Origin of the sequence: Knoellia locipacati, from assembly GCF_007992835.1 — a bacterium.
Lineage (GTDB): Bacteria > Actinomycetota > Actinomycetes > Actinomycetales > Dermatophilaceae > Knoellia > Knoellia locipacati.
In genome coordinates this window covers 754480-780707 of sequence record NZ_BKBA01000003.1, presented here as the reverse complement: position 1 = coordinate 780707, position 26228 = coordinate 754480, and the positions used below count along the sequence as shown (strand labels likewise).

The window sequence follows — 26228 nt, the reverse complement described above, 5'->3', positions numbered from 1 at the left end:
CTGCGGGGATGACCGAACTCGTCACCTGTCGCACCGAGGACGGCGTCGCCCACGTCGCCCTCAACCGGCCCGACAAGCTCAACGCGCTCACGCTCGACACGCTCGAGCAGCTGGTGGCGACGGCCCACCGCCTCCGGGCGGACCGCACGCTGCGCTCGGTGGTCCTCTCCGGCGAGGGTGACGCGTTCTGCGCCGGGCTCGACTTCGCGACCGTGCTGCGCGAGCCCCGTCGCGTCGCCGCGGCCTTCGCCCCGCGCCCGTGGCGTGGCACCAACACCTTCCAGGAGGCGTGCTGGGCCTGGCGCCGGCTGCCGGTCCCGGTCATCGCCGCCGTCCACGGCCACTGCCTCGGTGGCGGGCTGCAGATCGCGCTCGCGGCCGACTTCCGCATCACCGCGCCCGACGCGAAGTGGAGCGTCCTCGAGGCCAAGTGGGGGATCATCCCCGACATGTCCGGCATCCAGGCGCTGTCGCAGCAGGTCGGGATGGACGTCGCGAAGCGCCTGACGATGACCGGCGAGACGCTCTCGGGCACCGAGGCGGTCCGGGTCGGCCTCGCCACGGAGGAGAACCTCGACCCGTATGCCGGTGCGCTGGCCCTCGCATCCACCCTCGCCGAGCGCTCGCCGGACTCCGTCGCGGCGGCCAAGCGCCTCTTCAACCGGACGTGGTCGGCGAGCGACCGCCGCACCTTCCGGTGGGAGCGGCTCGAGCAGGCGCGGCTGCTCATGGGTGCCAACGCGGCCGAGGCTCGGCGCGCGGCCACGCGACGGGAGCGGCCGGCATACCAGCCCCGTGCCGGGATCGACCCGCGGGGCTGACCCGGTGACGACCCCTGTGGCTGGACCCCGCGACGACGCGGCGACGACGACCCGGCACATCACCTGCGTGCTGTGCGAGGCCTCGTGCGGCCTGCAGGTCGCACTGCGCGGGACCGAGATCGTGAGCATCAAGGGGCACGCCGAGGACCCGCTCTCACGCGGGCACATCTGCCCCAAGGGCGTCGCCCTCCAGGACCTGCACACCGACCCCGACCGGCTGCGTCGACCGGTGAAGCGGGTCGGGGACACGTTCGTCGAGATCGGGTGGGACGAGGCGATCGAGCTCGCCGCCGGGCTGCTCCACGGGGTCCAGCAGCGGCACGGACGCGACGCCGTCGCGACCTACCTCGGCAACCCCAACGTCCACAGCGTCGGAGCCTTGACCCACGTCACCGCCATCCCGCGCACGCTGCGGAGCCGTCACGTGTTCAGCGCGACGAGCGTGGACCAGCTGCCGCACCACCTCGTGGCGTGGGCGATGTACGGCCACCAGTTCCTCCTGCCGGTGCCCGACATCGACCGCACGCGGCTCCTCGTCCTCGTCGGGACCAACCCGATGGCGTCGAACGGGTCTCTGTGGACGGTCCCCGACTTCCCGGGCCGCCTGCGCGAGCTGCGTTCTCGCGGTGGGCGGCTCGTCGTCCTCGACCCGCGTCGCACCGAGACGGCGGCTGTCGCCGACGAGCACCACTTCGTCCGACCCGGCACCGACGCGACCGTGCTGCTGGCACTGGTCAACGTCGTCCTCGGCGAAGGCCTGGCTCGACCGGCGGCGTACGTCACCGGGATGGACGAGCTGCGCGTCGCGGTCGCGGACTTCACGCCCGAGCTCGCCGAGTCGGTGAGCGGCGTTGCGGCGGAGGCGATCCGGAACCTGGCGCGTGACGTGGCCGCGGGTTCGGCGGCGGTCCACGGTCGGATGGGGGTGTCGACGCAGGAGTTCGGCGTGCTGTGCCAGTGGGCGATCCAGTGCCTCATGGCGATCACCGGCAACCTCGACCACCCCGGCGGAACGATGTTCACCTCGCCGGCGATCGACATCGTCGGACGCGGGTTGGTGGGACGCGGTCACCGGGGCCGGACGCACTCGGCGGTGCGGGGGCTGCCGGAGTTCGGGGGTGAGCTCCCCGTCTCGGTGATGTCCGAGGAGATGGAGGGGCCACGGCCGGCGATCCGCGGCATCATCACGGTCGGCGGCAACCCGGTGTCGTCGACTCCTGCTGGTGGGCGCCTTTCCGAGCGGATGGCCGAGCTCGAGGCGGTCGTCGCGATCGACCCCTACATCAACGAGACGACGCGGCACGCCCAGGTCATCCTGCCGCCGACGGGTCCGCTCGAGCGCGACCACTACGACCTGATCTTCCACACCCTCGCGGTGCGCAACACCGCCCGCTGGTCGCCGGCGCTGTTCGAGCGTGGGGAGGACCAGCGACACGAGTGGGAGATCGCGCGCGACCTCGTCCTCGCGCTGAACCGGAAGGCTGGACGTCGCGTGCCGCTCAAGGCCCTGGTGCGTCTGCGGGCCTCGCCGCGCCTCACGGTCGACGTCCTGCTGCGGTCGAGCCGGCGGGGGCTCTCGGTCCGGCGGCTGGCGCGGACTCCGGGTGGGGTCGACCTCGGGCCCCTGGAGCCACGCCTTCCGGAGCGCCTGCGGACCCCCGAGCAGGAGGTCGTGCTCACACCCGCGGTCGTGACGGACGGGCTGGCGGCGCTGCGCTCGCGGCTGCCCGCGCTCCGGCGGGCGGCGCACAGCGACGACCTTCTGCTCATCGGCCGGCGCCACCAGCGCGACAACAACTCGTGGATGCACAACACCGAGCGGCTCACCCGTGGGCGGCCACGCCACCAGCTGCTCATGCACCCCGACGACGCCGCGTCGCGCGGGATCGAGGACGGCTCACTCGTCACGGTCACCTCGGAGGTGTCGTCGCTCCAGGTCGAGGTCCGGGCCAGCGACGAGGTCATGCGTGGGGTTGTCTCTCTGCCGCACGGTTACGGGCATCGGCGCCCAGGGGTGCGCCTGAGCCGGGCCGTCGAGGTGCCGGGTGTGACGATGAACGACCTTACCGACCCGGCCCAGGTCGAAGGCGTGTCGGGCAACGCCGTGCTCAACGGCATACCTGTCGTCGTCACTCCCGCCACGCTCATGGCAGGTGGCTGAGTCGCCTCGCAGTCCATATCCCCTGTGCGACAGGGGAATTCGGTGTGGACAACTCTAGAGTCTGTCATCGAACAGGTGTACTATTGGTTCATGGGGACGGGGAGAGAGTCGAGCGAAGGACCACAGGTCCGGATCCGCTCTGTCGTGTCCTCGCTGGCCGCGCTCTCCGCCGAGGGACTCACCGAGGTAGAGAGGGTCGAGGCCGTCGCGGCGCTCGAGTCACTTAAGGGTGCGACCGCGGCTGCGCAGGCCCGGTTGACGGCCGCCGCCGTCGTGGACCGTGAGCAGCTCGGTGAGGACTCGCGGAGCGTGCGCGCAGACCTGGCCCTGGCGAGGCGGTGCTCGCCGACGTTGGCCGACCAGCACGTCGGTGTCGCACGCGCTCTGGTCGAGGAGATGCCGTCGACGATGGCCGCGTTGGAGCGCGGTGAGATCAGCGAGCGGCGCGCCACGATCGTCGTCCGCGAGACTGCCTGCCTGAGCCGGGATCACCGTGCCGAGGTCGATCGGCGGCTGGCCGACTGCATCGGGTCGATGGGCGACAAGGCCCTCGCGGCCGCCGCGCGTCGCGCGGGTGCGGCCCTGGATGCCGAGTCGCTCGCCGAGCGCAACCGCCGCGTCGTCGCCAGTCGGCGGGTGTCGGTGCGGCCGGCGGCGGACGGGATGGCGTGGTTGTCGATCCTCGGCCCGCTGAAGGAGGTCGTCGGGGCGCACGTGGCGCTGACCGCCGAGGAGGGCCGACGCCACGTCATCGACCCCGACCTGCCCGCCGACGAGTGGGAGGCCGCTGCTGCGGCGGCCCGCGCCGACACCCGTGGCAAGGGCGCCTGGCTGGCCGACCGCGCCCTCCAGCTCATCTCCGGGCGCGCACCGGATCAGCCGCAGCCGGTCGAGGTGCACCTCGTCATGACCGACCGGACATTGCTGCCTGCTGCCTTCGGCGGCACCGCGCCCGTGGACGACGTGGCAGTCCTCCCCGGCTGGGGGCCCGTGCCCGGGTGCGAGGCTCGCGCCTCCGTCGCCGATGCTCTCGACTCGGGGGCCGGAGTCTGGCTGCGTCGCCTCTTCACCGACCCGAGCGGCCGCGACCTCGTCGGCATGGACTCGACACGGCGCCGGTTCCAGGGCGGGCTGCGCCGGTTCCTCGAGCTGCGCGACCCAGCCTGCCGGATCCCGTGGTGCGACGCGCCCGCCGTCCAGACCGACCACACGACAGCCGTCCATGCGGGCGGGGCCACCTCGGCGGCCAACGGTGAAGGCCTCTGCCAGCGGCACAACCTCGTCAAGGAGCTCAACGGCTGGCACGTCAGGGTGGAGTCCACCGGGCTAGACGGGACCGGACCACACGGCATACGCATCCAGACCCCGACCGGACGCGTGCACGACTCGACGGCACCTCCGATCCTCGGTGAGGGGTGGGTCGCGCCATCGGCCGACCTGCCGACCACCGACGACGTCGGTGAACGTTTCGACGACTGGCTCGAGCACGCCCACGAGGGCCACTTCTGGGCGGCGTGACGCCCGCAGACCCACTCGTGAGCCATCCCACTACCCGCCTAAGCAACCGCTCACCTAGGGTCGGGGGATGGACTTCTCACCGTCGGAGCGTTCACTCGACCTCGCCCAGCGCGTCCGCGCCTTCATCGACGCCGAGATCGAGCCGGCCGAGCGAGTCATGGCTGCCGACGTCGCTGCCCGCCGCGCGGCCGGCGAGGACCCGTGGCCCGCGCACCCCCTGATCGCCGAGCTCCAGGCCAAGGCGCGCGAGCAGGGCCTGTGGAACCTCTTCCTCCCGGCCGGTCACGAGGGCCCGTATGCCGTGCAGTTCGGCACCGACGGCGGCTCCGGTCTGTCGAACGCGGAGTACGCCCCGATCGCCGAGCAGATGGGTCGCTCGTTCTCCGCGCCCCTGGTGTTCAACTGCAACGCCCCGGACACCGGCAACATGGAGGTCCTCCTCAAGTACGGCAGCGACGAGCAGAAGGCCGACTGGCTCGAGCCGCTGCTCGACGGACGCATCCGCAGCGCGTTCCTCATGACCGAGCCCGGAGTCGCCTCCTCGGACGCGACCAACATGGAGGCCACCGCCGTCATCGACGGTGACGAGGTCGTGCTCAACGGTCGCAAGTGGTGGTCGACCGGCGTCGGGAACCCGGACTGCAAGGTTGCGATCTTCATGGGCGTCACCGACCCCGAGGCGTCGCGCCACTCGCGCCACTCGATGGTGCTCGTGCCCTTCGACCACCCGGGGGTCAAGGTCGAGCGGATGCTCTCGGCGTTCGGCCAGCACGACGAGCCGATCGGGCACGGCGAGGTCTCGCTCACCGACGTCCGGCTGCCCGTCACCAACATCATCGCCGGACCCGGCCGGGCGTTCGAGATCGCCCAGGGCCGCCTCGGCCCCGGTCGCGTCCACCACTGCATGCGCCTGGTCGGCCTCGCGGAGCGCGCGCTCGAGATGGCCTGCGAGAGGGCCACGACGCGCACCGCCTTCGGCAAGCCGCTGGCCAACCTCGGCGGCAATCGTGAGCGGCTCGCCCACGCCCGCATCGCCATCAACCAGGCCCGGCTCCTCGTCCACCACGCCGCGTGGAAGCTCGACACCGTCGGCTCCCTCGGCGCGATGAGCGAGGTGAGCGAGATCAAGGTGGCCGTGCCGCAGATGGCGTGCGACGTCATCGACATGGCGATCCAGCTCCACGGTGGCGCGGGGATGTCCGAGGACTTCCCGCTGTCGGCGGCCTATGCGAACGCCCGCTCGCTGCGCCTGGCCGACGGTCCCGACGAGGTCCACCTCGGCGTCATCGCCAAGCTCCTGCTCCACCCCTACGCAGAGAAGGCGAGCCGCGCATGAGCCGTCGCGTCCTCATCACCGGCGGCGCCTCGGGGCTCGGCCTCGCGCTCGCCAAGGCGTTCGCCGCCCGCGGCGACCAGGTCCTCGTCGGGGACCTCAGCGAGAGCCGCCCCGACAGCGTGCCTGGCGACACGGCATACCTGCGTCTCGACGTCCGCAGCCAGCAGGACTGGGACGCCGCCCTCGCCCACGTGCGCGAGACCTGGGGCGGGCTCGACGTCCTCGTCAACAACGCGGGCGTCGCCACCGGCGGTCGGATCGATGTCGAGTCGATCTCTGACTGGGAGCGGGTGCTCGACATCAACCTGCTCGGTGTCGTGCGCGGCTGCCAGACGTTCACCCCGATGCTCAAGGAGCAGCTCTCGGGCCACATCGTCAACACCGCCTCGCTCGCCGGGCTCGTCCACGGCCCCGGCATGTCGTCCTACAACGCCGCCAAGGCCGGGGTCGTCGCCCTGTCCGAGACCCTCGGCTTCGAGCTGGCGCCGTGGGGCATCCACGTCTCCGCCGTGTGCCCGGCCTTCTTCCGGACCAACCTGCACGAGTCGCTCCAGGGCAAGGACACCGCCATGGAGGAGACCGCGCTCAAGCTCATCACCAAGGCGACGATGAGTGCCGACGAGGTCGCTGAGACCGTGCTCAAGGGCATCGACAGGCACAAGAAGGTCATCCTCACCGACCGGCTCGGCCGCCAGGCGTACTGGACCAAGCGACTCGTGCGGCCGGCATACGACCGGGTGGCGACGCAGGCGGGACAGAAGCTCGCGCGGAAGTCCCGCGATGCCTGACGAGCTGGGATCACCCGTCCGGGACGAGGACTCCTTCGACGTCGGGGCGCTGGCGGCCTGGCTGCGCGAGCATGCGACGGACGAGCCGGGGCTCGAGGCGACGCCCGAGGTGCGCCAGTTCAAGGGTGGCGCGTCCAACCTCACCTACCTGCTGCGCTACCCGACCCGCGACCTCATCCTGCGCCGGCCGCCACGAGGCACCAAGGCAAAGGGTGCGCACGACATGCGCCGTGAGAGCGACATCCAGCGGGCGCTCGGCAGCGTCTACGACCGGGTGCCGCGGATCGTGGCGTGGTGCGGCGACGAGTCCGTCATCGGCTCGGAGTTCTACGTCATGGAGCGGCTCGTCGGGACGATCCTGCGCCGGGACGTGCCGGCGTCGCTCGGGCTCTCGCGCGACGGCGTGAACCTGCTGTGCCGCAACGCTCTCGACACCCTCGTCGACCTGCACCAGGTGGACGTCGAGGCAGCCGGGCTGGGTGGGCTCGGCAAGGGCCCCGGCTACGTCGAGCGCCAGGTGACCGGCTGGTCGGCGCGATACCGCAAGGCCCGCACGCCCAACGTCGGGTCGTTCGAGGGCGTCATGGAGTGGCTCGAGGCGAACCGGCCCGACGACGTCGGCCAGGTCCTCATCCACAACGACTTCCGCTTCGACAACCTCGTGCTCGCGGAGGACGACCCGACGCGCATCGTCGGAGTCCTCGACTGGGAGATGGCGACCGTCGGCGACCCGCTCATGGACCTCGGTGGGGCCATGGCCTACTGGGTCCAGGCGAGCGACGACCCGGTCGCGAAGGCACTCCGGCTCCAGCCGACGCACACCCCCGGGATGCTGTCGCGCATCGAGGCCGTCCGTTACTACTGCGACCGCATGGGCATCCCGATGGACGCCGAGCGGTGGGCCTTCTACGAGGTGTTCGGGCTCTTCCGCCTCGCCGTCATCGCGCAGCAGATCTACCTGCGGACCTACCGCGGCGAGACGACCAACCCGCAGGCCAAGCGGATGCGCTGGTTCGTCCTCTACCTCGACCTGCGCTGCCGCGTGCTGCTGCGCCGCGCCCGCCGCGGGGCCGACCGATGAGCCGGATCATCCTCGTGCGTCACGGGCAGGCTTCCTGGGGCAAGAAGGACTACGACAAGCTCTCCGACCTCGGGCACGAGCAGGCGCGCACCGTCGGCGAGGAGCTCGCCGCCCGCGGCATCGAGGCGTCCCGGGTCGTCACCGGGGCGATGCGTCGCCAGCGCGACACCGGGGCCGGGCTCGTCGAGGGCGCCGGCTGGTCGATGGAGACCGAGACCGACGGCGCGTGGGACGAGTACGCGCACTCGGCGATCCTCACGGCCTACAAGCCGGCCTACCGCTCGATGGCGCTCATGAAGGCCGACCTCGCACGCACGCTGCGTCCCCACCGCGCCTTCGACGAGATGTATGCCGTGGCGACCGAACGGTGGGTGGCCGGCGCTCACGAGGACGACTACGACGAGCCGTTCTCGGCGTTCGGGGAGCGCGTGCTCGCCGGGCTGAAGTCGTTGGCGGAGAACGTCGGTCGCGGAGAGACGGCTGTCGTGGTGAGCTCCGCGGGGGCGATCTCGTGGGTCGCGGCTGCGCTGCTCGGCGGGGGCTCGCCGGTCTGGACGTCGCTCCAGCGCGTCATCGCCAACGCCTCGCTCACCACCCTGTCCGTCGGCGCGACCGAGCCGGTGCTGCGGACCTTCAACGACACGTCACACCTCGAGCGGGTTCCCGACCTGCTCACCACCCGCTGAGGAGAACCCTGCTCATGACCACGACCCTCATCACCGGCGCCAGCTCCGGCATCGGCGCCGAGCTCGCCCGCCAGCTCGCCGCACGTGGTCACGACCTCGCGCTGTGTGCCCGCCGGACCGACCGCCTCGAGGAGCTGCGTGCCGAGATCGTTGCGGCACACCCGGATCGCACCGTCGGGATCAAGGCGCTCGACGTCACCGACGACGAGGCGGTGTTCCGCGTCTTCCACGAGTTCGACGAGGAGCTCGGCGGCGTGGACCGCGTCGTCGTCAACGCCGGGCTCGGCAAGGGCGCACCGATCGGCGTCGGGGGCTACGCCGCCAACAGGGCGACGGCGATGACGAACTTCATCGGCGCCCTGGCGCAGTGCGAGGCGGCGATGGAGATCTTCCGCCTGCGCAAGCGCGGCCACCTCGTCGTCATCTCGTCGATGTCGGCGATGCGCGGGATGCCCAAGACGGTGACGACGTATGCCGCGACGAAGGCGGGGATCGCCCACCTCGCCGAGGGGATCAGGGTCGAGATGCGCGGCAAGCCCGACCTCGACATCACCGTGTCGACGATCTACCCGGGCTACATCCGCTCGGAGATGAACGAGAAGGTCGAGCAGCGCACCAAGTTCATGGTCGACACCGAGACCGGGGTGCGCGGCATCGTCGAGGCGATCGAGAAGGGCGTCGAGTCGGCGCGCGTGCCGGCGTGGCCGTGGAAGCCGCTCGGCACCGCGATGCGCCACCTGCCGCTCGGGGTCGTCCGCAAGCTCACCTGACGAAGAGCAGGGCCGCCTGGTCGTCGCGCTCGTTGCCGGTGGCGCGACGCACCATGCGGGCGGTCTCGGTGAGTCCCGCGTCGGTGGCCCAGGCGGCGACCTCGTCCGGTGTGAAGAGGTGCCGCTCCAGCTCGATGTCGTGTCCGAAGCGCGCGTACGCCACTGAGACGTCCCTCGTGCCGTGGCCGGCCTGGAAGGCGACGAGCAGGTGACCGCCGGGGGCGAGGACGCGCACGGCCTCGGCGAAGACGGCGGGCTGCCCCTCGGGTGGTGTGTGGATGGTCGAGTACCAGAGCAGGACACCGTCGAACGTCGCGTCCGGGTGGGGGAGAGCAGCGAGCTCGGCGACGTCGAAGCGGAGGTCGGGCTGGGCGCGGCGTGCCTGCTCGACCATGCCGGGCGAGAGGTCGACACCCTCCACGTCGCACCCGCGGTCGGCGACGTAGCGGCTCATCCGACCCGTCCCGCACCCTGCGTCGAGCACGCGGTGGTGCTGGCCGGTGCCGACTGCGCCGGCGAACGCGTCGACCATGGCGAGGTCGAGCGGCGCCTCGGGTTCCGTGCCCGGGAAGTGGGCGGCATACGTCGGCGCGACGACGTCGTAGGCACGCTGCACGGAGTCCGGGGTCGCCATCCGGCCATGCTCCCACCCGTCCTTGCCCGGGCCCGTATGCCGTCCCGCCACTACCGTGGGACGGTGACGCTTGACGAGATCGACGCGTTCGCAACCTCGCTGCCGGGGTGCCGGCGCAAGGGGCATCCGGGGCGGGTGGCGTGGTACGTCGACGACCGTCTGGTCGTGCGGCAGGACGAACCCGGGACGGTGCTCGTCAGGGTGACGTTCGAGGACCGCGAGAGGCTGCTCGAGGCACATCCCGAGACGTTCGGTGTCCCGCCGCGGTTCGAGGCGCACATGAAGGTGCAGGCCGACCTCGACGGCGACCCCGACGCGATCAGGGAGTCCATCCGGCTCGCGTGGACCTCCCAGAGGCGCAGCTGACCTGCCCCTGGTCCACCCCTGGCCCTGCGGCCCTGTCAGTCCTCGTCGACCGGGCGGATCTCGACGACGGGGTGTGCACGCACGAGCACCTGCGCAGCCTCGACGAGCGCGTCGTAGTCGTCACAGCGGACGAGGAAGAAGCCGGAGATCTGCTCGGCGGACTCCGCGAACGGACCCTCGGTGACCATGACGCCCGCGTCGGCCGCGCGTCGCAGCGTCCGGGCCCCGCGACTGTGGGTGAGGGCGGCGCCACCGGTGATGGCTCCACCACGGTCCTGGAGGAGTCGGCCGAACTCGGCGTCGATGTCGAAGGTGGCCTGGTGATCGGCCTCGGTGCCGGCCTCCCACCGGGCCTCGTCGTCGGAGGGGAACAGGATGACGTAGTCGGTCATGAGGGTCCTTTCGGTCGTGGTCTGACATGGGGGTGACGAGCGGAGCCCGGCGTCATCGACAATCCTCACGTGGATTTCTCGGCAGGCCGGGCGCCGCGGTCGGCGTCGCCGACACCAACCCAACGAAACCGCGGACTTCGGCTCCGGATGCTGCGTGGCGGGCGAACCGCTGGCAGGCTCGGTGACGGCAGCGCCTGCGCTGTCCAGAGTCGTCAGGCACCCGGCGCGTGGAGGGGCGCGCCGGGCGTCACGGCGAACGTCAGAGGCGCTGGTGCATGACGTGCAGCCCGACCCGGCCGTGCTCGCGGCTGTCGAACGCCTCCGGCACCGTCCCGATGACGCTGAAACCGAGCGACTCCCAGAGCTTCACCGCAACGGTGTTCGTCTCGACGACGGCGTTGAACTGCATTGCGGCATAGCCCTGCTCGCGTGCCCAACCGAGCACCCACTCGCCCAGCGCACGCCCGACCCCACGCCCACGCGCGGCCGGCGTCACCATGAACGAGGCGGTCGCGACGTGCGAACCGCGACCCGGCCGGTTCGGCCCGGTCTTCGCCGATCCCAGCAGCTCGCCCTCGTCCGACACCGCGACGACGGTGGTGCCCGGCGGCGACTCGAGCCACCAGCCACGGGCCTCGTCGAGGGAGAGCCCGACCGGGAAGGCATAGGTCTCACCGGCCTCGACGACCGCGGCGAACGTGGGGAAGAACGCGACCCAGTCGGCCTCGGTCATCGGGCGGATGTTCATGCGGGGGTGGCCTCCGGGACGTCGGGCAGGTGGTCGGGCTCGTCGCGCAGGCCGTGGACGAGAAGGGCCAGGGCAGCGGCATACGTCGCCATGATGGTGCCGGAGACGAGCGCCCGCTGTCGCGGCGTTTTCGCGAGGTGCTCGCCGACGATGATCGTCGCGTCGGACAGCAGGAAGAGCCCGCCGCCCCACACGAGGCCCCGTCGCCCCGAGCTCGTGGCCAGCGCCGACATCGAGCCGAGCAGCAGCCCGTATGCCGTGAGCACCGGATCCGGGCGCCCGGCACCCCCCGCGTCGAGCACCGCCAGACCCGCGAGCGTGCCGCCGACGACCGCAGCCGGCGCCCGACGGGGCCGCACCCCGTCGGCGAGGAGTAGCCGGACGAGGCCGGTCTGCTGCACCGCGAACGCCGCGGCCCCACGTCGCATGAGCACCCGCCGCCGCGTCGAGTCGTCGGCCCGGCCCGACGCGTTCATGAACCAGTCGCCGACCGTCGACCCGACGAGCGCGGCCACCAGGGTGGCGTGCCGTCCGGGGGGACGTGAGCCCCGGGTCGCCAGCACCCCGGCAGCCAGGCTCGGCGCCAGCAGCATCTTGCTCGCCAGGTGCGTCCGCTCACGACCGGCCATGGCAGCAGCCGTCGTCACGATCGCGGCCGGCACGAACGCCAGCAGGTCGCCCCGGGACCCCGCGGCGGCGTGGAGTCTCATCGACGTGTCGTCGTGAACTCGAAGTCGTTGCCCTCCAGTCGCGACACGAGCGCCTCCCCGAAGGCCACCGACGGGGTGAGCACCCCACCGCCGGACTCGAGACCGTCGAGCACGAGCGACAGCCCTGCCTGGCCGAGCATGATCGCGGTGCCGGAGTAGCCAGGGTCGTAGGGAGCAGCCACCCGCGTGCGGTAGCGGGCACCGGTCGTCGTGGTCGTCTCGATGTCCATGACGAACCGGCCGCGCTCCATCGTCTCCTGCGACGGGCCCTCGCCGGGCTTGGGCAGGACGACGTCGAGCAGGCGGCGCGTCGGTGCGGTCGACATCCCCGCGAACAGCCCGCCCAGGACGGCGGTCGTGAGGCCGGCCTTGACCGCCCCGACGGGCCCGCTGCCGGTGTCCATGACCTCGTCGTAGCGGAACTCCCGGCCGTAGGACCAGTCCGTCAGGGCGTTGCTGCGACGCACGATCCGCGTGTTGAACGACGCCATGAAGAACGGCGCGACCCACCGCTTGGTCACCGAGTCGTAGCGCGTCCCCGTCGCCGCCTGCACCTTGTCGAGCAGCCCGAACTCGTCGGAGGCGGGGCGGTTGCGCGACGGCGGCTCGGCCGACCGGTCCGGGGACAGCCCGTGCGGGTCGGTCACCGCGCGGCGCCGGGCCGGGTCGGAGACCTCGATCGCCTGCTGCCGCATGGAGTCGATCGTCCCGCCGCTCACGCCACCACGCAGGGTCCGGACGTGGAGCACGGTCTCGCCGAGGGTGCCCTCCCCGTCGGCTGCCACCTGCTGCGCGAGCGTCCACACGCCGAGGTCGGAGGGGATGGAGTCGAAGCCGCACGAGTGGACGATCCGGGCCCCGGTCCGCTCGGCCTCGCTGTGGTTGGCGTCGATGCTGTCGCGCACGAAGAGCACCTCGCCCGTGAGGTCCGCGTAGTGCGTGCCCGCGGCGGCACAGGCGGAGGCCAACGGCATACCGAGCTTCGCGTAGGGACCCACCGTGGTGACCACGACGCGCGTGCGCGCCGCGAGGTCGGCCACCGCCTCGGCGTCCGTCGTGTCGACGACGAGCAGCGGCCAGTCCTGCACCCGGTGGGGGAGGAGCGACGCGCGCACCTCGGTGAGACGCTCGAGCGACCGGCCGGCCAGCGCGATCCGGACGGAGGACGGCGCGTGCTCGGCGAGGTGGGCGGCGGTGAGGCGCCCGACGAAGCCGGTGGCGCCCACGAGGACGAGGTCGAACTCTCGGTCGGTGCTCATGTCCCGAATCTAGGCGATGCCCTTGGGGCCAGACCACGGCCGAACGAGCAGGTGGGGCAGAGTGAGACGCATGTCGCGACGACCCCGGGTGCTGGCCATCGTCCAGGCGGGTGGCAAGGGCTCCCGGATGGACGTCCTCACGCGCGAGCGCGCCAAGCCGGCGCTGCCGTATGCCGGTCAGTACCAGCTCGTGGACTTCGCCCTGTCGTCGTTGGCGCACAGCGGGATCAGCGACGTGTGGCTGTCGGTGCAGTACCTCGCGACGAGCCTGCACAAGCACGTCGCCAACGGCCGCCCGTGGGACCTCGACCGGACGCGCGGAGGGCTCCAGTGGCTGCCACCCGAGGAGGGCAGCGGCGCCGTGTCCCAGGACGGGTTCAGCGCCGGCAACGCCGACGACCTCTATCGCAACCTCTCGAGCATCAACGACTTCGGGGCCGACGTCCTGCTCGTGCTCAGCGCCGACTCGGTCTGCTCGGTCGACCTGCGCGACGTCGTCGACCAGCACCTCGACCGCGGCTCGTCCTGCACCGTCGTCACGGCCGAGGTGACCCGGTCGCAGGCGAGCGCAAAGGGCGTCGTCCGGCTCGGCAGGGGTGGCCGGGTCACCGGGTTCGACGACAAGCCCGAGGACCCTGCGACGACCACCGTCGCGGCCGAGATCTTCGCCTACGACCCGGCCCGCCTCACGCAGGCGCTCGAGGACCTGCGGGCCGAACGCGTCGACGACGCCGACGGCGAGGACTCCGGGCTCGGCGACTTCGGGGAGCACCTCCTCCCACGGCTCGTGTCGGACGGGGACGTCCACGCCTTCCCGCTGCGCGGCTACTGGCGCGACGTCGGGACGCCCAGCGAGTACGTCGCCTCCCACCGCGACCTCCTCGCCGGCCGGGTCGACGTCCTCGACGACCCCGAGTGGCCGATCCTCACCCGCTGGCCCGAGCTCCCGTCGGCCCGCATCCGCAAGGGCGCCGTGGTGGAGGCGTCGGTCGTCAGCGCGGGCGCCGACGTCTCCGGAACGGTCCGTCGCAGCGTCATCGGTCCGGGCGTGCGGATCGGCAGGGGCGCGGTCGTCGAGGACTCCGTCATCTTCGCCCGGACGACGATCGAGGGCGGCGCCGAGGTGCGCGCCGCGGTCGTCGACTCGCAGTGCACGATCGCCCGTGGGGCGCGGGTCGGCGAGGCACCTCCTGGCACCCGGGTCGGCGACGACCGGATCGTCCTCGTCGGCCACGAGAGCACGGTCGGGCGGGGTGTCGTCGTCCCGCCGGGAGCCAGGCTCGAGCCCGGTTCGACCGCCTGACCTGCGAATTTGCCCTGATGCTCCCCGCCGTCGCGCGGCCTCCGAAGGGGTAGACAGGACGGACCGGTGCCGACCGGCCCCGGACGACCACAGGAGGTACGCGATGACGCAGGACCAGACGAGTGGCACGGATCCCGAGGGCGGGCTCAACATGGGACAGGGTGCCGACGACGTCTCTGGCAGCCAGTCCGGCACCGACGCCGAAGGGCCCGCCGACAGCGGTGCCGGTGAGCAGGGTGCACCCGGCGAGCACGACGGTGGTGCCGACGGCGGCGCCGACGGTGCCGACGGTGGCGTCCTCAGCGGTGACGGTGGCGACGGCCTGAGCGGTGCCGGTGGCGGCGACGCCTCCGACGACACCGAGGGCCCGGCCGACAGCGGCGCGGGCGAGCCCGGTGCGCCCGGCGAGCACGACGGTGGCGCGGACGGCGGGGCCGACGGCTCCCGGTGACCCCACCTCCTGAGAGCCCGCGGCCGGAGGCGACGTCCTCGGCCGCGGGTTCTCCTGCGCTGACGCGCCTCGTCGGTATGCCGTCCGCGGACTTCGCGTCCCGGGTCTGGTCGCACGCCCCTCACCTCACCCGCGGGTCCGAGCTCGACCGGGACTTCACCGACCTCTTCGGGCCCGACGCCGTCGACGAGCTCGTCGCCCGCCGTGGCCTGCGCACCCCGTTCGCCCGGATGGCCAAGGAGGGCTCGACCCTCCCGGAGCGCCAGTTCACGCTCGGCGGCGGGGTCGGCGCCGGCATCGGGGACCAGCTGAGCGAGGACCGGATCCTGCGCGAGTTCGCCTCCGGCGCCACCCTCGTGCTCCAAGGGCTGCACCGCACGTGGTCACCGGTGCGTGAGTTCGCCGCCGTGCTCGCCGACGACCTCGGCCACCCGGTGCAGGTCAACGCCTACGTCACGCCTCCGCAGAACCAGGGCTTCTTCGACCACTACGACGTCCACGACGTCTTCGTCCTCCAGGTCTCCGGCGAGAAGCGCTGGCGGATCCGCGAGCCCGTCATCGACGCGCCCCTGCGCACGCAGCCGTGGGAGCAGCGTCGCGCCGCCGTCGAGCAGGCCGCGACCGGCGACCCCCTCCTCGAGGAGACCCTGCGCCCGGGCGACTGCCTCTACCTTCCCCGTGGCTACCTGCACTCCGCCACGGCCCTCGGTGGAACGAGCATCCACCTCACCATCGGCGTCCACGCCTGGACCCGGCGCCACCTCGTCGACGCCGTCCTTCGCCGCATCGGCGACCGCCTCACCGACGACGTCGAGGCGCGCCGGTCGCTGCCCCTGGGTGCCGGTCGGTCGTCGACCTCCGAGGTGGCGTTCGGCGACGACGCCGAGGTCGTGCGCTCCCTCGTCGCCAAGGCCCTGCAGGACGTCACCGTCGACGAGGTCGTCGAGGCGCTGCGTCCGGCCGTGCGTGGCGCGCAGCGCGCCGAGCCCCTCGGCGTCCTCGACCTCGTCGAGCGCGCCTCCCGCATCGACGGGCACGACGACGCGGACGGCACGACGTGGCGGGTCCGACGCCATCTCGCCGCCCACTGGGAGCCCGTCGGCGACGCGGCCACCCTCGTGAGCCGCGTCGGACGACTGCGCGTCACGGCCGACGAACGCGACGCGGTCGCGGAGGTGCTGGACGGCATACGGGATACTGCGGACCTCGACCCCGAGCTGAGGCGACGGCTCGCGCTCGCCGGGCTCCTCGTCCCGGAGGACGTCAGCGGCGCGTGACCCGACCGGCCTCGACGTGCCATCGCTGGTCGAGGTCGACGTTCTCGAGGAGGCGCCGGTCGTGCGAGACGAGCAGCAGCGCGCCGTCGTAGGACGCGAGAGCCTCCTCGAGCTGCTCGATGGCCGGCAGGTCGAGGTGGTTGGTCGGCTCGTCGAGCACGAGGACGTTGACGCCGCGGGCCTGGAGCAGCGCCATCGCCGCTCGGGTGCGCTCGCCCGGCGAGAGCCGTGACACGAGGCTCGTCACCTGGTCGGCGCGCAGCCCGAACTTCGCGAGCAGCGTGCGGCGGTCGGCGGGGGTGAGGTCGGGTACCGCCTCGCCGAACGCGTCGTGGAGGGTGAGGTCGTCACGCAGCCCCGTGCGGGCCTGGTCGATCTCGCCGATGGCGACGCTGGCGCCGAGGCTCGCACGACCCACGTCGGGGGTGAGCCGGCCCAGCAGGAGGCGCAGAAGCGTCGTCTTCCCCGCCCCGTTGGGTCCGGTGATGCCGATCCGGTCGCGCGCGTCGACCTGGAGCGAGACGGGTCCGAGGGTGAAGTCGCCGCGCCGCACGACCGCCTCGTCGAGGGTCGCGACGACCGAGCTGGAGCGCGGCGCGTCCCCGATCGAGAACTGCAGCACCCACTCCTTGCGCGGCTCCTCGACCTCCTCGAGCCGCGCGATCCGCGACTCCATCTGACGGACCTTGCGGGCCTGCTTCTCGGCGGAGTCGATGCTCGCCGCGCGCCGGATCTTGTCGTTGTCCGGGCTCTTCCTCATCGCGTTGCGCACGCCCTTGCTGCTCCACTTGCGCTGGGTGCGGGCGCGCGCCTGGAGGTCGGACTTCGTCTCGGCGAACTCCTCGTAGGCCTCGCGCGCGTGACGGCGGGCGATCTCGCGCTCCTCGAGGTAGGCCTCGTAGCCGCCGTCGTGCACGGCCACGGAGTTCTGCGCGAGGTCGAGCTCGACGATCCGGGTCACGACGCGTGAGAGGAACTCGCGGTCGTGCGAGACGAGCACGACGCCGCCGCGCAGCCCGGTGACGAACGCCTCGAGCCGCTCGAGCCCGGCGAGGTCGAGGTCGTTGGTGGGCTCGTCGAGCAGGACGATGTCGAAGCGGCTGAGCAGCAGGGCGGCCAGGGCCGCGCGCGCCGCCTGCCCTCCGGAGAGCGAGGTCATGAGCGCCTCGCCGCCGACGTCGAGCCCCAGCTCGGCGAGCATCGCGGGGATGCGGTCCTCGAGATCCGGGGCGCCGCTCGCGAGCCAGTGGTCGAGGGCGGTCCCGTATGCCGTGTCCGCACCCGGGGTGTCCTGCCCGAGTGCCGTGGCCGCGGCCTCCATGGCCTCGGTGGCGGCCGTGGCTCCGGTGCGGCGGGCGATGTAGTCGTTCACCGTCTCGCCGGGCAGGCGCTCGTGCTCCTGCGGCAGCCACCCGACGAAGGCGTCGCCTGGCGCGGTCGTGATGCTGCCCCCGAGCGGTGCGGACTCGCCCGCGAGCAGGCGCAGCAGGGTGGTCTTGCCCGCACCGTTGGCGCCCACGACGCCGACGACGTCACCCGGGGCGACGGTGAGGTCGAGGTGCTCGAAGAGGGTGCGGTGGGCGTGACCCCCGGACAGGTCCTTCGCGACGAGGGTGGCACTCACCCGGACAGACTAGGCGGAGCCGGGGAAGGGTCGCTCGCGAGCTTGCGAGCGACCGACGCTTCAATCCGGACGGGCGTGGAAGCCTCGGCTCAGCCGTGCAGGCGCCCACGCAGCTCGGCGTAGCGCCCGCGCAGCTCGGCGCTCGCCCCGCGCGCGGCGGCGTCCGGCTCGACGACGGTCTCGGTGCGCACCTCCCACTCGGGCAGGTCCGCGCCGGCGAGGGTCGCGGCCGCCTGGCGGGCGGCACCGAGGGCGACGTACTCACCGGACGCGGGCACGTGCACCGGCACCCCGAAGAGGTCCGCGGCCATCGAGCGCACCGCCGTCGACGCCGCGGCGCCACCGATGAGCAGCACACGCTCGACCTCGACGCCCTGGCCGCGCAGGGCGTCGAGCGCCTCGGCGAGGTTGGTGACCATGCCCTCGACGACGGCGCGGGCGAGGTTCTCGGGGGTGGCGTTGGCGCGGGTCAGGCCCGACAGCGTGCCGGTGGCGGTGGGCAGGTTGGGGGTGCGCTCACCGTCGAGGTAGGGCAGGAGCGTGAGCCCGTCAGCGCCGCGGGGGGCCGTGCCGGCGAGCCGGTCGAGCTCGGCGAGCTCGACGCCGAGCATCGCGGCGCCGGCCGTCATGACGCGTGCGGCGTTGAGGGTCGCGAGCAGGGGGAGGAAGTCTCCGGTGGCGTCGGCGAAGGAGGCCACCGCGCCCGAGGCGTCCGCGACGGCGGCACCGTGGCGGGCGAAGGCCGTGCCGCTCGTCCCCAGCGAGATGACGGCGTCACCGGGCCGCAGCCCGAGGCCCAGTGCGGCGCCCGCGTTGTCGCCCGTGCCGGGGCCGAGCACCATGCCGGACCCGGTGCGCCCGGCCGCCTCGGTGGGAGCGAGGACGCGCGGCACCTCGAGCGAGCGACCGACGGCGAGGTCGAGGAGCTCGGGGAGGTAGGCGCCGGAGCCGGCCGACCAGTAGCCGGTGCCGGAGGCGTCGCCGCGGTCGGTCGTCCAGCCCTCGAACCCGTCGCCCTGCTTGAGGATCTGCCCGGTGAGCCAGTCGTGGGGGAGGACGCAGGCGCGGGTGCGGTCCAGCGACTCGGGCTCGGCGCGGCGCAGCCACCGGAGCTTGGTGATGGTGAACGACGCGACCGGCACGACCCCGACCTCGTCGGCCCAGCGCTGGGCGCCACCGAACTCCTCCGTGAGGTCGGTGGCGTCCTGCGCCGAGCGGGTGTCGTTCCACAGCAGCGCCGGCCGCACGACCTCGTCGGCGTCGTCGAGCGTCACCATGCCGTGCTGCTGGCCACCGACAGAGAGCGCCTCGACGCCGTCGAGCAGGCCGCCGGCCGTCGCCGCCTCGTATGCCGTCCACCACTCGCCTGGGTCGACCTCGGTCCCGTCGGGGTGCGGCGCACGCCCCTGGCGGACCACCTCGCCGGTCTCGGCGTCGCAGACGACGACCTTGCAGGACTGGGTGGACGAGTCGACGCCCGCGACGAGCTGCTGCTGCTTCGTGGCCATGCCAGCATCCTTGCCGACCGGCGGGGTCGGCGCACGGACGCGTCCGGTGGGGAGTGCTCCCCACTGACCCCGACGCCGATCCGTGCTTGGATTCGGGGAGGCGTCGGTCGACCGCGCCTCGCGGTCGTCATGAGGGAGGGAGCGCTGGTGGTCGATCCGGAGGACCTGTTCCGCGAGCTCGTCTCAGGCAACCCCGCCACGGTCCGGGGGCAGGCCGACACCGTCGGCGACGCGATGAAGAAGGTCTCCGAGGCCGCCTCACGGGTCGAGGAGGCCGCCGACCGACCGACGTGGATGAGCGCCGCCTCGGCCGGCTACAAGGTCCGCACCGCCGGGGTGAGCCAGGGCATCGAGGTCAACTACTTCGTCCTCGGCCGGATCCGGACCGCGCTGACGACCGGAGCGAGCCGGTGCGCCTCGATGGAGACCAGGGCGCGTGAGGTCATCGGCACCTGGCGCAACCGTCCGGCCGGCCTCAACCCGCTCGTCGAGGAGATCCTCGCCCTCGTCGTCCACGGGCAGCTGCTCCAGGTGTCCGCCGACTACAACACGGACCTCGCGACCGTCGCCGCGTTCGCCAAGGGCGAGAAGATCGACACCGACGAGCTCGACGCCGACACGCGCGAGTGGCTCGAGCGCGGCATGGACAAGACCGCCGACTGGCTGCGCGAGAACGGTGGTGGGCTGGGGCCGCTCATCCCCAACCTCGGCCTGGGCGGCGACACCCGTGGCCTCATCCCGCAGGGCCTGGGGATCGACCCCGAGACGGGCTGGATCATCCAGACGAGCTACTCCAAGGACGGCGACCAGCCCTCGGTCCTGTCCATGGTCGACCCCCGGACCGGCCGGGAGATGGTCGACGTCGAGCTCGGCGGATACGGCGACATCCCGACGCCCGACCACGCCGGTGGTGTCTCCTCCGACGGCACGTACACCTACGTCACCTCCAGCGGCAACCCCTCGCACGTCTTCACCTACCTCACGTCCGAGCTGAGGAACGGTGGCAGCACGCCGGTCGACCCGATCGGCCCGCCCACCGAGCTCCCCGACGGCGCCGGGGCCTACGGCACCGTCAAGGACGGCGTCCTCTACGTCGGCACCCACGTCAGCGACATCGGCGGCGGGGGCAACCAGTACGACGGCGCCGACGACGACGGCAAGCTCTACGCCTACGTCTCCGACGGCCACGGCGGGTGGGTCCGGGACACGAGCTTCGGCGGTGGCGCCGGATACGTCCACACGCCACCGCAGGCGCAGGGCGTCGTCGTCCGCGACGGCGAGTACGTCTTCAGCACCTCGCTCGGTCGCGACAAGGCCGGCCGCCTCATCGTCCAGGAGCGCCAGGACGACGAGCCCGGCAACGGCGACCGTGGCGAGGCCTACGAGCTGCCCTACATGTCCGAGGGCATCATCGAGCTCGACGGCGAGATCCTCACGACCTACGAGTCGGGCTCGGACCACTACGGCCCGGACGGCTCCGACGACGAGGACCTGTGGGCCAACCCCTACATGACACGCACGTCGCTCGAGGCCCTCGGCCTGAGCGAGGACATCGACGTCGACCCCGAGTCCCTCAAGGGGGCCGCCAAGGACTTCGACACCGCCGCGGGGCCGCTCAGCCGGGCCGCCAACCTCGTCGGCGGGATCACCGTCAACGCCGCCGACTTCGGCAAGGTCCCCTCGGCGAGCACCCTCGCCACCGCCGTCAACACCGAGCTGGGCAAGGGCGAGACGAGCCTCGACACCGGAGCCAAGGCCGTCCACCGCACCTCGGCGCTACTCACCGGCAACGCCCGGACCTACACCGACACCGACGACTACGCCGCGGACACGATCCGCCGGCCCGGCATGCCCTGAGGCCGCCTCAGTCCCAGGTGATGACGACCTTGCCGGAGGCACCTGCTGCCGCGACGGCATACGCCTCGTCCGCGTCGGCCAGGGCGAAGCGGTGCGAGACGACGCGTTCGGGGCTCTCGCCCCACCGCGCGAGCAGGTCGAGGAGCTCGGCCATGTGACCGAGCGAGGTCACCCACGAGCCGTGCAGCGCGACCTGCTTGTGGATGAGCAGGTCCGAGACCGGGAAGTCGATCCGGCCGCCCTCGCCGACCATGACGCACCGTCCGCGCGCGGCCGTGTGGGTCAGCGCGGCGAGTCGGGCATGCGCGTTGCCGCTGCAGTCGAGGCTCACCTCGCAGCCGCGCCCGCCGGTCGCGTCACCCACGGCGTCGGCGAGGTCGGCGGGGTCGGTGATCACGACGTCGACGAGGCCCAGCTCGGTTGCGAGAGAGGCGCGCTCGGCGTTGGGCTCCAGCCCGATGACCGTGCTGGCACCGAGGTGCTTGCCCAGCATCGCGGCGGCGAGACCGACCGGCCCGAGTCCGGTGACGAGCAGCCGGTCGCGTCCGCTGACGCCTGCACGCAGCAGACCTTCGTATGCCGTCCCGAACCCGCACGAGACCAGCGCACCGTCGACGTGGCTCACGCCCTCGGGCAGGCGCAGGCACGACACCGCCTCGGCGAGCATGAACTCGGCGTGGCCGCCGTCGCGCTGCCAGCCGTGGGCGGCGCGGGTCGGTGAGGTGCAGCCGATGGGGTAGCCGATGCGGCACTCGTCGCAGGACCCGCAGCCGGTGATGTGGTAGACCGCGACCGCGTCGCCGACCTCGAGCGTGCGCACCCCCGGACCCAGCTCGACGACGTCGCCACAGGGCTCGTGCCCGGCGACGACGCCCTGGTAGGCCTCGGCTCCGTGGCCGAGGTGCTCGCGGTAGATCGCTCGGATGTCGCTCCCGCAGATGCCGGAGGCGCGCATCCGCAGCAGGACCTGCCCGGGTCCGGGCGAGGGCACGTCGACCGTGACGTGCTCGACCGTGCTGTCACCGGGAAGCCGCACAGCGCTCATCGTCGTCATTCCTCGATCCTGTCACCGCGGCCGCGTCAGGATCGCGTCAAGACCGGTCAGGGGAGCGTCAGCACCGGGTCGGCCGAGGCGTCCCGGTGGTTGCGTGGACGGCATGTGGCAAGACCTCCTCGCGGGCACGATCGCCCTGCTCCTCCTCGCGTACCTCACCGTCGCGCTCCTCCACCCCGACAGGTTCTGAGGCCGTCATGGGCACCGCACTCCAGACGGCCACCGCCGTCCTCCTCGTCGCCGCGATCCTCGCCGCCCTGCACGTCCCCCTCGGGTCCTGGATCGCGCACACCTTCACCGACGAGGCCGACTGGCGCGTCGAGCGACTCCTCTACCGCGTCGTCGGCGTCGACCCGCGTGCCGAGCAGCGCTGGACGGGGTATGCCGGCTCGGTCCTCGCGTTCTCGGCCGTCGGCATCCTCGGCCTGTTCGGGCTCATCCTCGTGCAGGGCCTGCTGCCGTGGTCGTTCGGCCGGTCGATGGACTGGCACACCGTGCTCAACACCGCGGTCTCCTTCGTGACGAACACCAACTGGCAGTCGTATGCCGGTGAGGCCGGCACCGGGCACACCGTCCAGCTGCTCGGCCTGACCGTCCAGAACGTCGTCTCCGCCGCCGTCGGTCTCGCGGTCGCCATCGCGCTCGTGCGAGGCCTCGCAAGAGAGGGTGCGGGGCGGATCGGCAACTTCTGGGTCGACCTCGTGCGGGGGACGGTGCGGGTCATCCTGCCGCTCGCGGCCGTGGCCGCGATCCTGCTGCTGCTCGGTGGGGTCATCCAGAACCTCGCAAGACCGCACGTCGTCGAGACGCTCGGCGGTGCCCGACAGGTGATCCAAGGTGGACCGGTCGCGTCGCAGGAGGCGGTCAAGCTCCTCGGCACCAACGGCGGTGGCTTCTTCAACGCCAACTCGGCCCACCCGTTCGAGAACCCGGGGCCGTGGACCAACCTGCTCCAGGTCGTCCTCGTCCTCGCCATCCCGTTCTCGCTCCCGCACGCCTACGGACGCATGGTCGGTGACCGGCGCCAGGGTGTCGTGGCGGTCGATGTCATGGGCACCCTCCTCGCGGCGAGCATGGCCCTCGCCGTCTGGGCCGAGACGGCGGCGGCCTCGTCGCCGCTGGGGTCGATGGAGGGCAAGGAGCAGCGCTTCGGCATCGTCTGGTCCTCGCTCTTCGGCGCCGCGACCACCGGCACGTCGACGGGTGCGGTCAACGCGATGCACGACAGCCTCAGCCCGCTCGGTGGCGGCGTCGTCCTGCTCAACATGATGCTCGGCGAGGTCTCACCCGGTGGTGTCGGGACGGGGCTGTACTCCTACCTCGTCCTCGTCGTCATCGCGGTCTTCCTCGCCGGGCTCATGGTCGGGCGCACGCCCGAGCTGCTCGGCAAGACGATCGGCCGCGCGGAGGTGACGAGCGCGGCGCTCGTCACGCTGACGATGCCCGCTCTCGTCCTGCTCGGGACCGGCCTCGCGGTCAGCGTCCCGGTGTCGGTGGGTGCGCGCCTCAACGACGGTCCGCACGGGCTGAGCGAGCTGCTGTATGCCGTGACCTCCGCCGCGAACAACAACGGCTCGGCCTTCGCGGGGCTCTCGGCCGACCAGCCCTTCCTCAACCTGCTGCTCGCCGCCTGCATGCTGCTCGGCCGCCTCGTCCCGATCGTGCTCGTGCTCCGGCTGGCGGGCTCGCTCGCCGCACAGGGACGCCGCCCGGTCACCGCCGGGACCATGCCCACGGCCACGCCCCTGTTCACGGTCCTCGTCCTCGGCACGGTCCTCATCGTCGCCGGACTGACCTTCTTCCCGTCCCTGGTCCTCGGACCCCTTGCGGAGGCACTGTCATGACCTCGTCCCTCGTGCGCACCGGCTGGCAGGCCCTGCCCGCGGCGTTCGCCAAGCTCGACCCCCGCCACCTCTGGCGCAGCCCGGTCATCCTCGTCGTCTGGGTGGGCTCGGCCCTCACGACCTTCCTCTCGGTGCTCGAGCCCACGGTGTTCTCCGTGTCGGTGACGATCTGGCTGTGGGCCACCGTCCTGTTCGCCAACCTCGCCGAGGCGGTGGCGGAGGGGCGTGGCAAGGCCCAGGCGGAGACGCTGCGTCGCACCCGGACCGAGACGACCGCCCGTCGTCTCCTCGCCGACGGCAGCGAGGAGGACGTGCGTGGGACCGAGCTGCTGCTCGGCGACCTCGTCGTCGTCGAGGCGGGACAGGTTATCCCGGGCGACGGCGACGTCGTCGAGGGTGTGGCGACGGTGGACGAGTCGGCCATCACGGGGGAGTCCGCTCCCGTGGTGCGGGAGTCCGGTGGCGACCGGTGCGCCGTCACCGGCGGCACGACCGTCCTGTCCGACCGCATCGTCGTGAGGGTCACGAGCAGGCCGGGCGAGACCTTCATCGACCGGATGATCGCGCTGGTCGAGGGTGCCTCGCGGCAGAAGACGCCCAACGAGGTCGCGCTGTCGATCCTCCTCACGACGCTGACGATCATCTTCGTCCTCGCCGTCTCGGCGGTGCAGCCGATGGCGGTCTACTCGGGCGGGCGCCTCTCCCTCGTCGTCCTCGTCGCCCTGCTCGTCTGCCTCATCCCCACGACGATCGGCGCCCTGCTGTCGGCCATCGGGATCGCCGGCATGGACCGCCTCGTCCAGCGCAACGTCCTCGCGATGTCGGGCCGGGCCGTCGAGGCCGCCGGCGACGTGAGCACACTCCTGCTCGACAAGACCGGCACCATCACCTTCGGCAACCGCCGGGCGAGCGCGTTCGTCGCGGTGGGCGGCACCGATCGGGCGGAGCTGGCCGCCATGGCCCACCTCTCCTCGCTCGCCGACGAGACGCCCGAGGGCCGGTCGGTGGTCGAGTTCGCCCGCGAGGAGGAGGGCGTTGCCGACGGTGGGGACGTCGTCACCCTCGGGCGCAGCGGAGCGACGTTCGTCCCCTTCTCGGCGACGACCCGCATGTCCGGCGTCGACCTCGCCGACGGGTCGCGGGTCCGCAAGGGTGCCGCGGACGCGGTGCTCGGCTGGACCCGGGCGGAGGGCGGCGAGGTCCCCGGTGACCTCGAGGTGCACGTCGCCGGCATCAGCGCCTCGGGTGGCACCCCGCTCGTCGTGGCCGCCGCGGACCCGGGGGCGTCGCCGACGGTCCTCGGGGTCATCCACCTCAAGGACGTCGTCAAGCCCGGGATGCGTGAGCGGTTCGACCAGCTGCGGGCCATGGGCATCCGCACGGTGATGATCACCGGCGACAACCCGCTCACCGCCAAGGCGATCGCCGACGAGGCCGGTGTCGACGACTACCTCGCCGAGGCCACCCCCGAGGACAAGATGGCGCTCATCCGGCAGGAGCAGGAGGGCGGGCGGCTCGTCGCGATGACCGGTGACGGCACCAACGACGCCCCCGCGCTCGCCCAGGCGGACGTCGGGGTGGCGATGAACACCGGCACCTCCGCGGCCAAGGAGGCGGGCAACATGGTCGACCTCGACTCCGACCCCACGAAGCTCATCGACATCGTCGCGATCGGCAAGCAGCTCCTCATCACCCGCGGCGCCCTCACGACGTTCTCGATCGCCAACGACGTCGCGAAGTACTTCGCGATCGTGCCGGCGATGTTCGTCGGGATCTTCCCGGGTCTCGGAGCGGTCGACGTCATGCGGCTGTCCAGCCCGGAGTCGGCGATGCTCTCGGCCGTCATCTTCAACGCCCTCGTCATCGTCGCGCTCATCCCGCTCGCCCTGCGGGGGGTGAGGTACCGACCGCTGTCGGCCTCCCGGCTGCTCCGCCGCAACCTGCTCGTCTACGGGCTCGGTGGCATCGTCGCGCCGTTCGTCGGCATCAAGGCCATCGACCTCCTCGTCTCACTCCTCCCAGGCCTCTGAGGTGACCTCC

Annotated in this window: 24 protein-coding genes; 16 read left to right on the top strand and 8 right to left on the bottom strand. The window is 72.3% G+C overall.

Features of this window, described 5'->3' with window-relative positions; translation table 11 throughout:
- The first annotated feature begins 8 nt into the window (after window positions 1-8).
- From KLO01_RS05230 to KLO01_RS05195, 8 genes are all read left to right on the top strand, one after another.
- A complete protein-coding gene (locus tag KLO01_RS05230) occupies window positions 9-821 on the top strand; it encodes a crotonase/enoyl-CoA hydratase family protein (RefSeq protein ID WP_147062753.1) in 813 nt (270 codons plus the stop codon).
- A 4-nt stretch (window positions 822-825) separates the two neighbouring features.
- Window positions 826-2982 (top strand): molybdopterin-dependent oxidoreductase, encoded by a 2157-nt coding sequence (locus tag KLO01_RS05225; protein ID WP_246136060.1) that lies wholly within the window; start codon window positions 826-828, stop codon window positions 2980-2982.
- 90 nt (window positions 2983-3072) lie between these two features.
- A complete protein-coding gene (locus KLO01_RS05220) occupies window positions 3073-4500 on the top strand; it encodes an HNH endonuclease signature motif containing protein (RefSeq protein WP_147062751.1) in 1428 nt (475 codons plus the stop codon).
- 67 nt (window positions 4501-4567) lie between these two features.
- A complete protein-coding gene (locus KLO01_RS05215) occupies window positions 4568-5836 on the top strand; it encodes an acyl-CoA dehydrogenase family protein (RefSeq protein ID WP_147062749.1) in 1269 nt (422 codons plus the stop codon).
- Complete coding sequence (locus KLO01_RS05210; protein WP_147062748.1) at window positions 5833-6624, top strand: SDR family NAD(P)-dependent oxidoreductase; 792 nt, start codon at window positions 5833-5835, stop codon at window positions 6622-6624. The genes KLO01_RS05215 and KLO01_RS05210 overlap by 4 nt, the downstream gene beginning before the upstream one ends.
- Window positions 6617-7705 carry a phosphotransferase family protein gene (locus KLO01_RS05205; RefSeq protein ID WP_147062745.1) on the top strand — a complete coding sequence of 363 codons (1089 nt, stop codon included), beginning with the start codon at window positions 6617-6619 and terminating at the stop codon, window positions 7703-7705. Before KLO01_RS05210 ends, KLO01_RS05205 begins: the two co-directional genes overlap by 8 nt.
- Window positions 7702-8391, top strand: coding sequence for a histidine phosphatase family protein (locus KLO01_RS05200; protein WP_147062743.1), 690 nt, complete (start codon window positions 7702-7704; stop codon window positions 8389-8391). Before KLO01_RS05205 ends, KLO01_RS05200 begins: the two co-directional genes overlap by 4 nt.
- A gap of 14 nt (window positions 8392-8405) precedes the next feature.
- Window positions 8406-9161, top strand: a complete 756-nt coding sequence (locus tag KLO01_RS05195) for an SDR family oxidoreductase (RefSeq protein WP_222611921.1) — start codon at window positions 8406-8408, stop codon at window positions 9159-9161.
- Here KLO01_RS05195 and KLO01_RS05190 read toward each other — a convergent pair.
- Entirely contained in the window at window positions 9154-9795 is a 642-nt protein-coding gene (locus tag KLO01_RS05190; protein ID WP_246136059.1) for a class I SAM-dependent DNA methyltransferase, read from the bottom strand. The two genes, KLO01_RS05195 and KLO01_RS05190, sit on opposite strands and share 8 nt — an antisense overlap.
- A gap of 63 nt (window positions 9796-9858) precedes the next feature.
- Here KLO01_RS05190 and KLO01_RS05185 point away from each other — a divergent pair, with 63 nt between their 5' ends.
- On the top strand, window positions 9859-10161 hold the full coding sequence (locus KLO01_RS05185) for an MmcQ/YjbR family DNA-binding protein (protein WP_147062741.1): 303 nt from the start codon (window positions 9859-9861) through the stop codon (window positions 10159-10161).
- A 35-nt stretch (window positions 10162-10196) separates the two neighbouring features.
- Here the strand turns inward: KLO01_RS05185 and KLO01_RS05180 are convergent, their stop codons facing one another.
- The 4 genes from KLO01_RS05180 to KLO01_RS05165 form a co-directional block, all read right to left on the bottom strand.
- Complete coding sequence (locus KLO01_RS05180; RefSeq protein WP_147062739.1) at window positions 10197-10553, bottom strand: YciI family protein; 357 nt, start codon at window positions 10551-10553, stop codon at window positions 10197-10199.
- 259 nt (window positions 10554-10812) lie between these two features.
- Window positions 10813-11301: a GNAT family N-acetyltransferase gene (locus tag KLO01_RS05175; protein WP_147062737.1), complete on the bottom strand. Its 489-nt coding sequence runs from the start codon at window positions 11299-11301 to the stop codon at window positions 10813-10815.
- A complete protein-coding gene (locus KLO01_RS05170; RefSeq protein WP_147062735.1) occupies window positions 11298-12011 on the bottom strand; it encodes a lysoplasmalogenase family protein in 714 nt (237 codons plus the stop codon). The genes KLO01_RS05175 and KLO01_RS05170 overlap by 4 nt, the downstream gene beginning before the upstream one ends.
- Window positions 12008-13270, bottom strand: coding sequence for a saccharopine dehydrogenase family protein (locus KLO01_RS05165; RefSeq protein WP_147062733.1), 1263 nt, complete (start codon window positions 13268-13270; stop codon window positions 12008-12010). Before KLO01_RS05165 ends, KLO01_RS05170 begins: the two co-directional genes overlap by 4 nt.
- A gap of 70 nt (window positions 13271-13340) precedes the next feature.
- Between KLO01_RS05165 and KLO01_RS05160 the strand changes: the two genes are divergently transcribed.
- The 3 genes from KLO01_RS05160 (at window position 13341) to KLO01_RS05150 (ending at window position 16301) form a co-directional block, all read left to right on the top strand.
- A complete protein-coding gene (locus tag KLO01_RS05160; protein WP_147062731.1) occupies window positions 13341-14573 on the top strand; it encodes a glucose-1-phosphate adenylyltransferase family protein in 1233 nt (410 codons plus the stop codon).
- A gap of 103 nt (window positions 14574-14676) precedes the next feature.
- On the top strand, window positions 14677-15024 hold the full coding sequence (locus tag KLO01_RS05155; protein WP_246136058.1) for a BatC protein: 348 nt from the start codon (window positions 14677-14679) through the stop codon (window positions 15022-15024).
- Window positions 15021-16301, top strand: a complete 1281-nt coding sequence (locus tag KLO01_RS05150) for a cupin domain-containing protein (protein WP_246136057.1) — start codon at window positions 15021-15023, stop codon at window positions 16299-16301. The genes KLO01_RS05155 and KLO01_RS05150 overlap by 4 nt, the downstream gene beginning before the upstream one ends.
- On the opposite strand, the gene KLO01_RS05145 is transcribed toward KLO01_RS05150, so the two are convergent.
- Complete coding sequence (locus KLO01_RS05145; protein ID WP_147062729.1) at window positions 16288-17925, bottom strand: ABC-F family ATP-binding cassette domain-containing protein; 1638 nt, start codon at window positions 17923-17925, stop codon at window positions 16288-16290. The genes KLO01_RS05150 and KLO01_RS05145 overlap by 14 nt on opposite strands.
- Before the next feature lie 89 nt (window positions 17926-18014).
- A complete protein-coding gene (xylB, locus tag KLO01_RS05140) occupies window positions 18015-19433 on the bottom strand; it encodes a xylulokinase (RefSeq protein WP_147062727.1) in 1419 nt (472 codons plus the stop codon).
- 147 nt (window positions 19434-19580) lie between these two features.
- Between xylB and KLO01_RS17060 the strand changes: the two genes are divergently transcribed.
- Complete coding sequence (locus tag KLO01_RS17060) at window positions 19581-21290, top strand: hypothetical protein (protein ID WP_186827911.1); 1710 nt, start codon at window positions 19581-19583, stop codon at window positions 21288-21290.
- A 7-nt stretch (window positions 21291-21297) separates the two neighbouring features.
- On the opposite strand, the gene KLO01_RS05130 is transcribed toward KLO01_RS17060, so the two are convergent.
- Window positions 21298-22344 carry a zinc-dependent alcohol dehydrogenase family protein gene (locus KLO01_RS05130; protein WP_147062725.1) on the bottom strand — a complete coding sequence of 349 codons (1047 nt, stop codon included), beginning with the start codon at window positions 22342-22344 and terminating at the stop codon, window positions 21298-21300.
- Between the two features lie 103 nt (window positions 22345-22447).
- Here KLO01_RS05130 and KLO01_RS17055 point away from each other — a divergent pair, with 103 nt between their 5' ends.
- From KLO01_RS17055 to kdpB, 3 genes are read left to right on the top strand one after another with little or no spacing between them, the layout of a single operon-like run.
- Window positions 22448-22534: a potassium-transporting ATPase subunit F gene (locus KLO01_RS17055; RefSeq protein ID WP_371860252.1), complete on the top strand. Its 87-nt coding sequence runs from the start codon at window positions 22448-22450 to the stop codon at window positions 22532-22534.
- 7 nt (window positions 22535-22541) lie between these two features.
- A complete protein-coding gene (kdpA, locus tag KLO01_RS05120) occupies window positions 22542-24188 on the top strand; it encodes a potassium-transporting ATPase subunit KdpA (protein ID WP_147062721.1) in 1647 nt (548 codons plus the stop codon).
- Window positions 24185-26218: a potassium-transporting ATPase subunit KdpB gene (gene kdpB, locus KLO01_RS05115; protein WP_147062718.1), complete on the top strand. Its 2034-nt coding sequence runs from the start codon at window positions 24185-24187 to the stop codon at window positions 26216-26218. Before kdpA ends, kdpB begins: the two co-directional genes overlap by 4 nt.
- The last annotated feature ends 10 nt before the right edge of the window (window positions 26219-26228 follow it).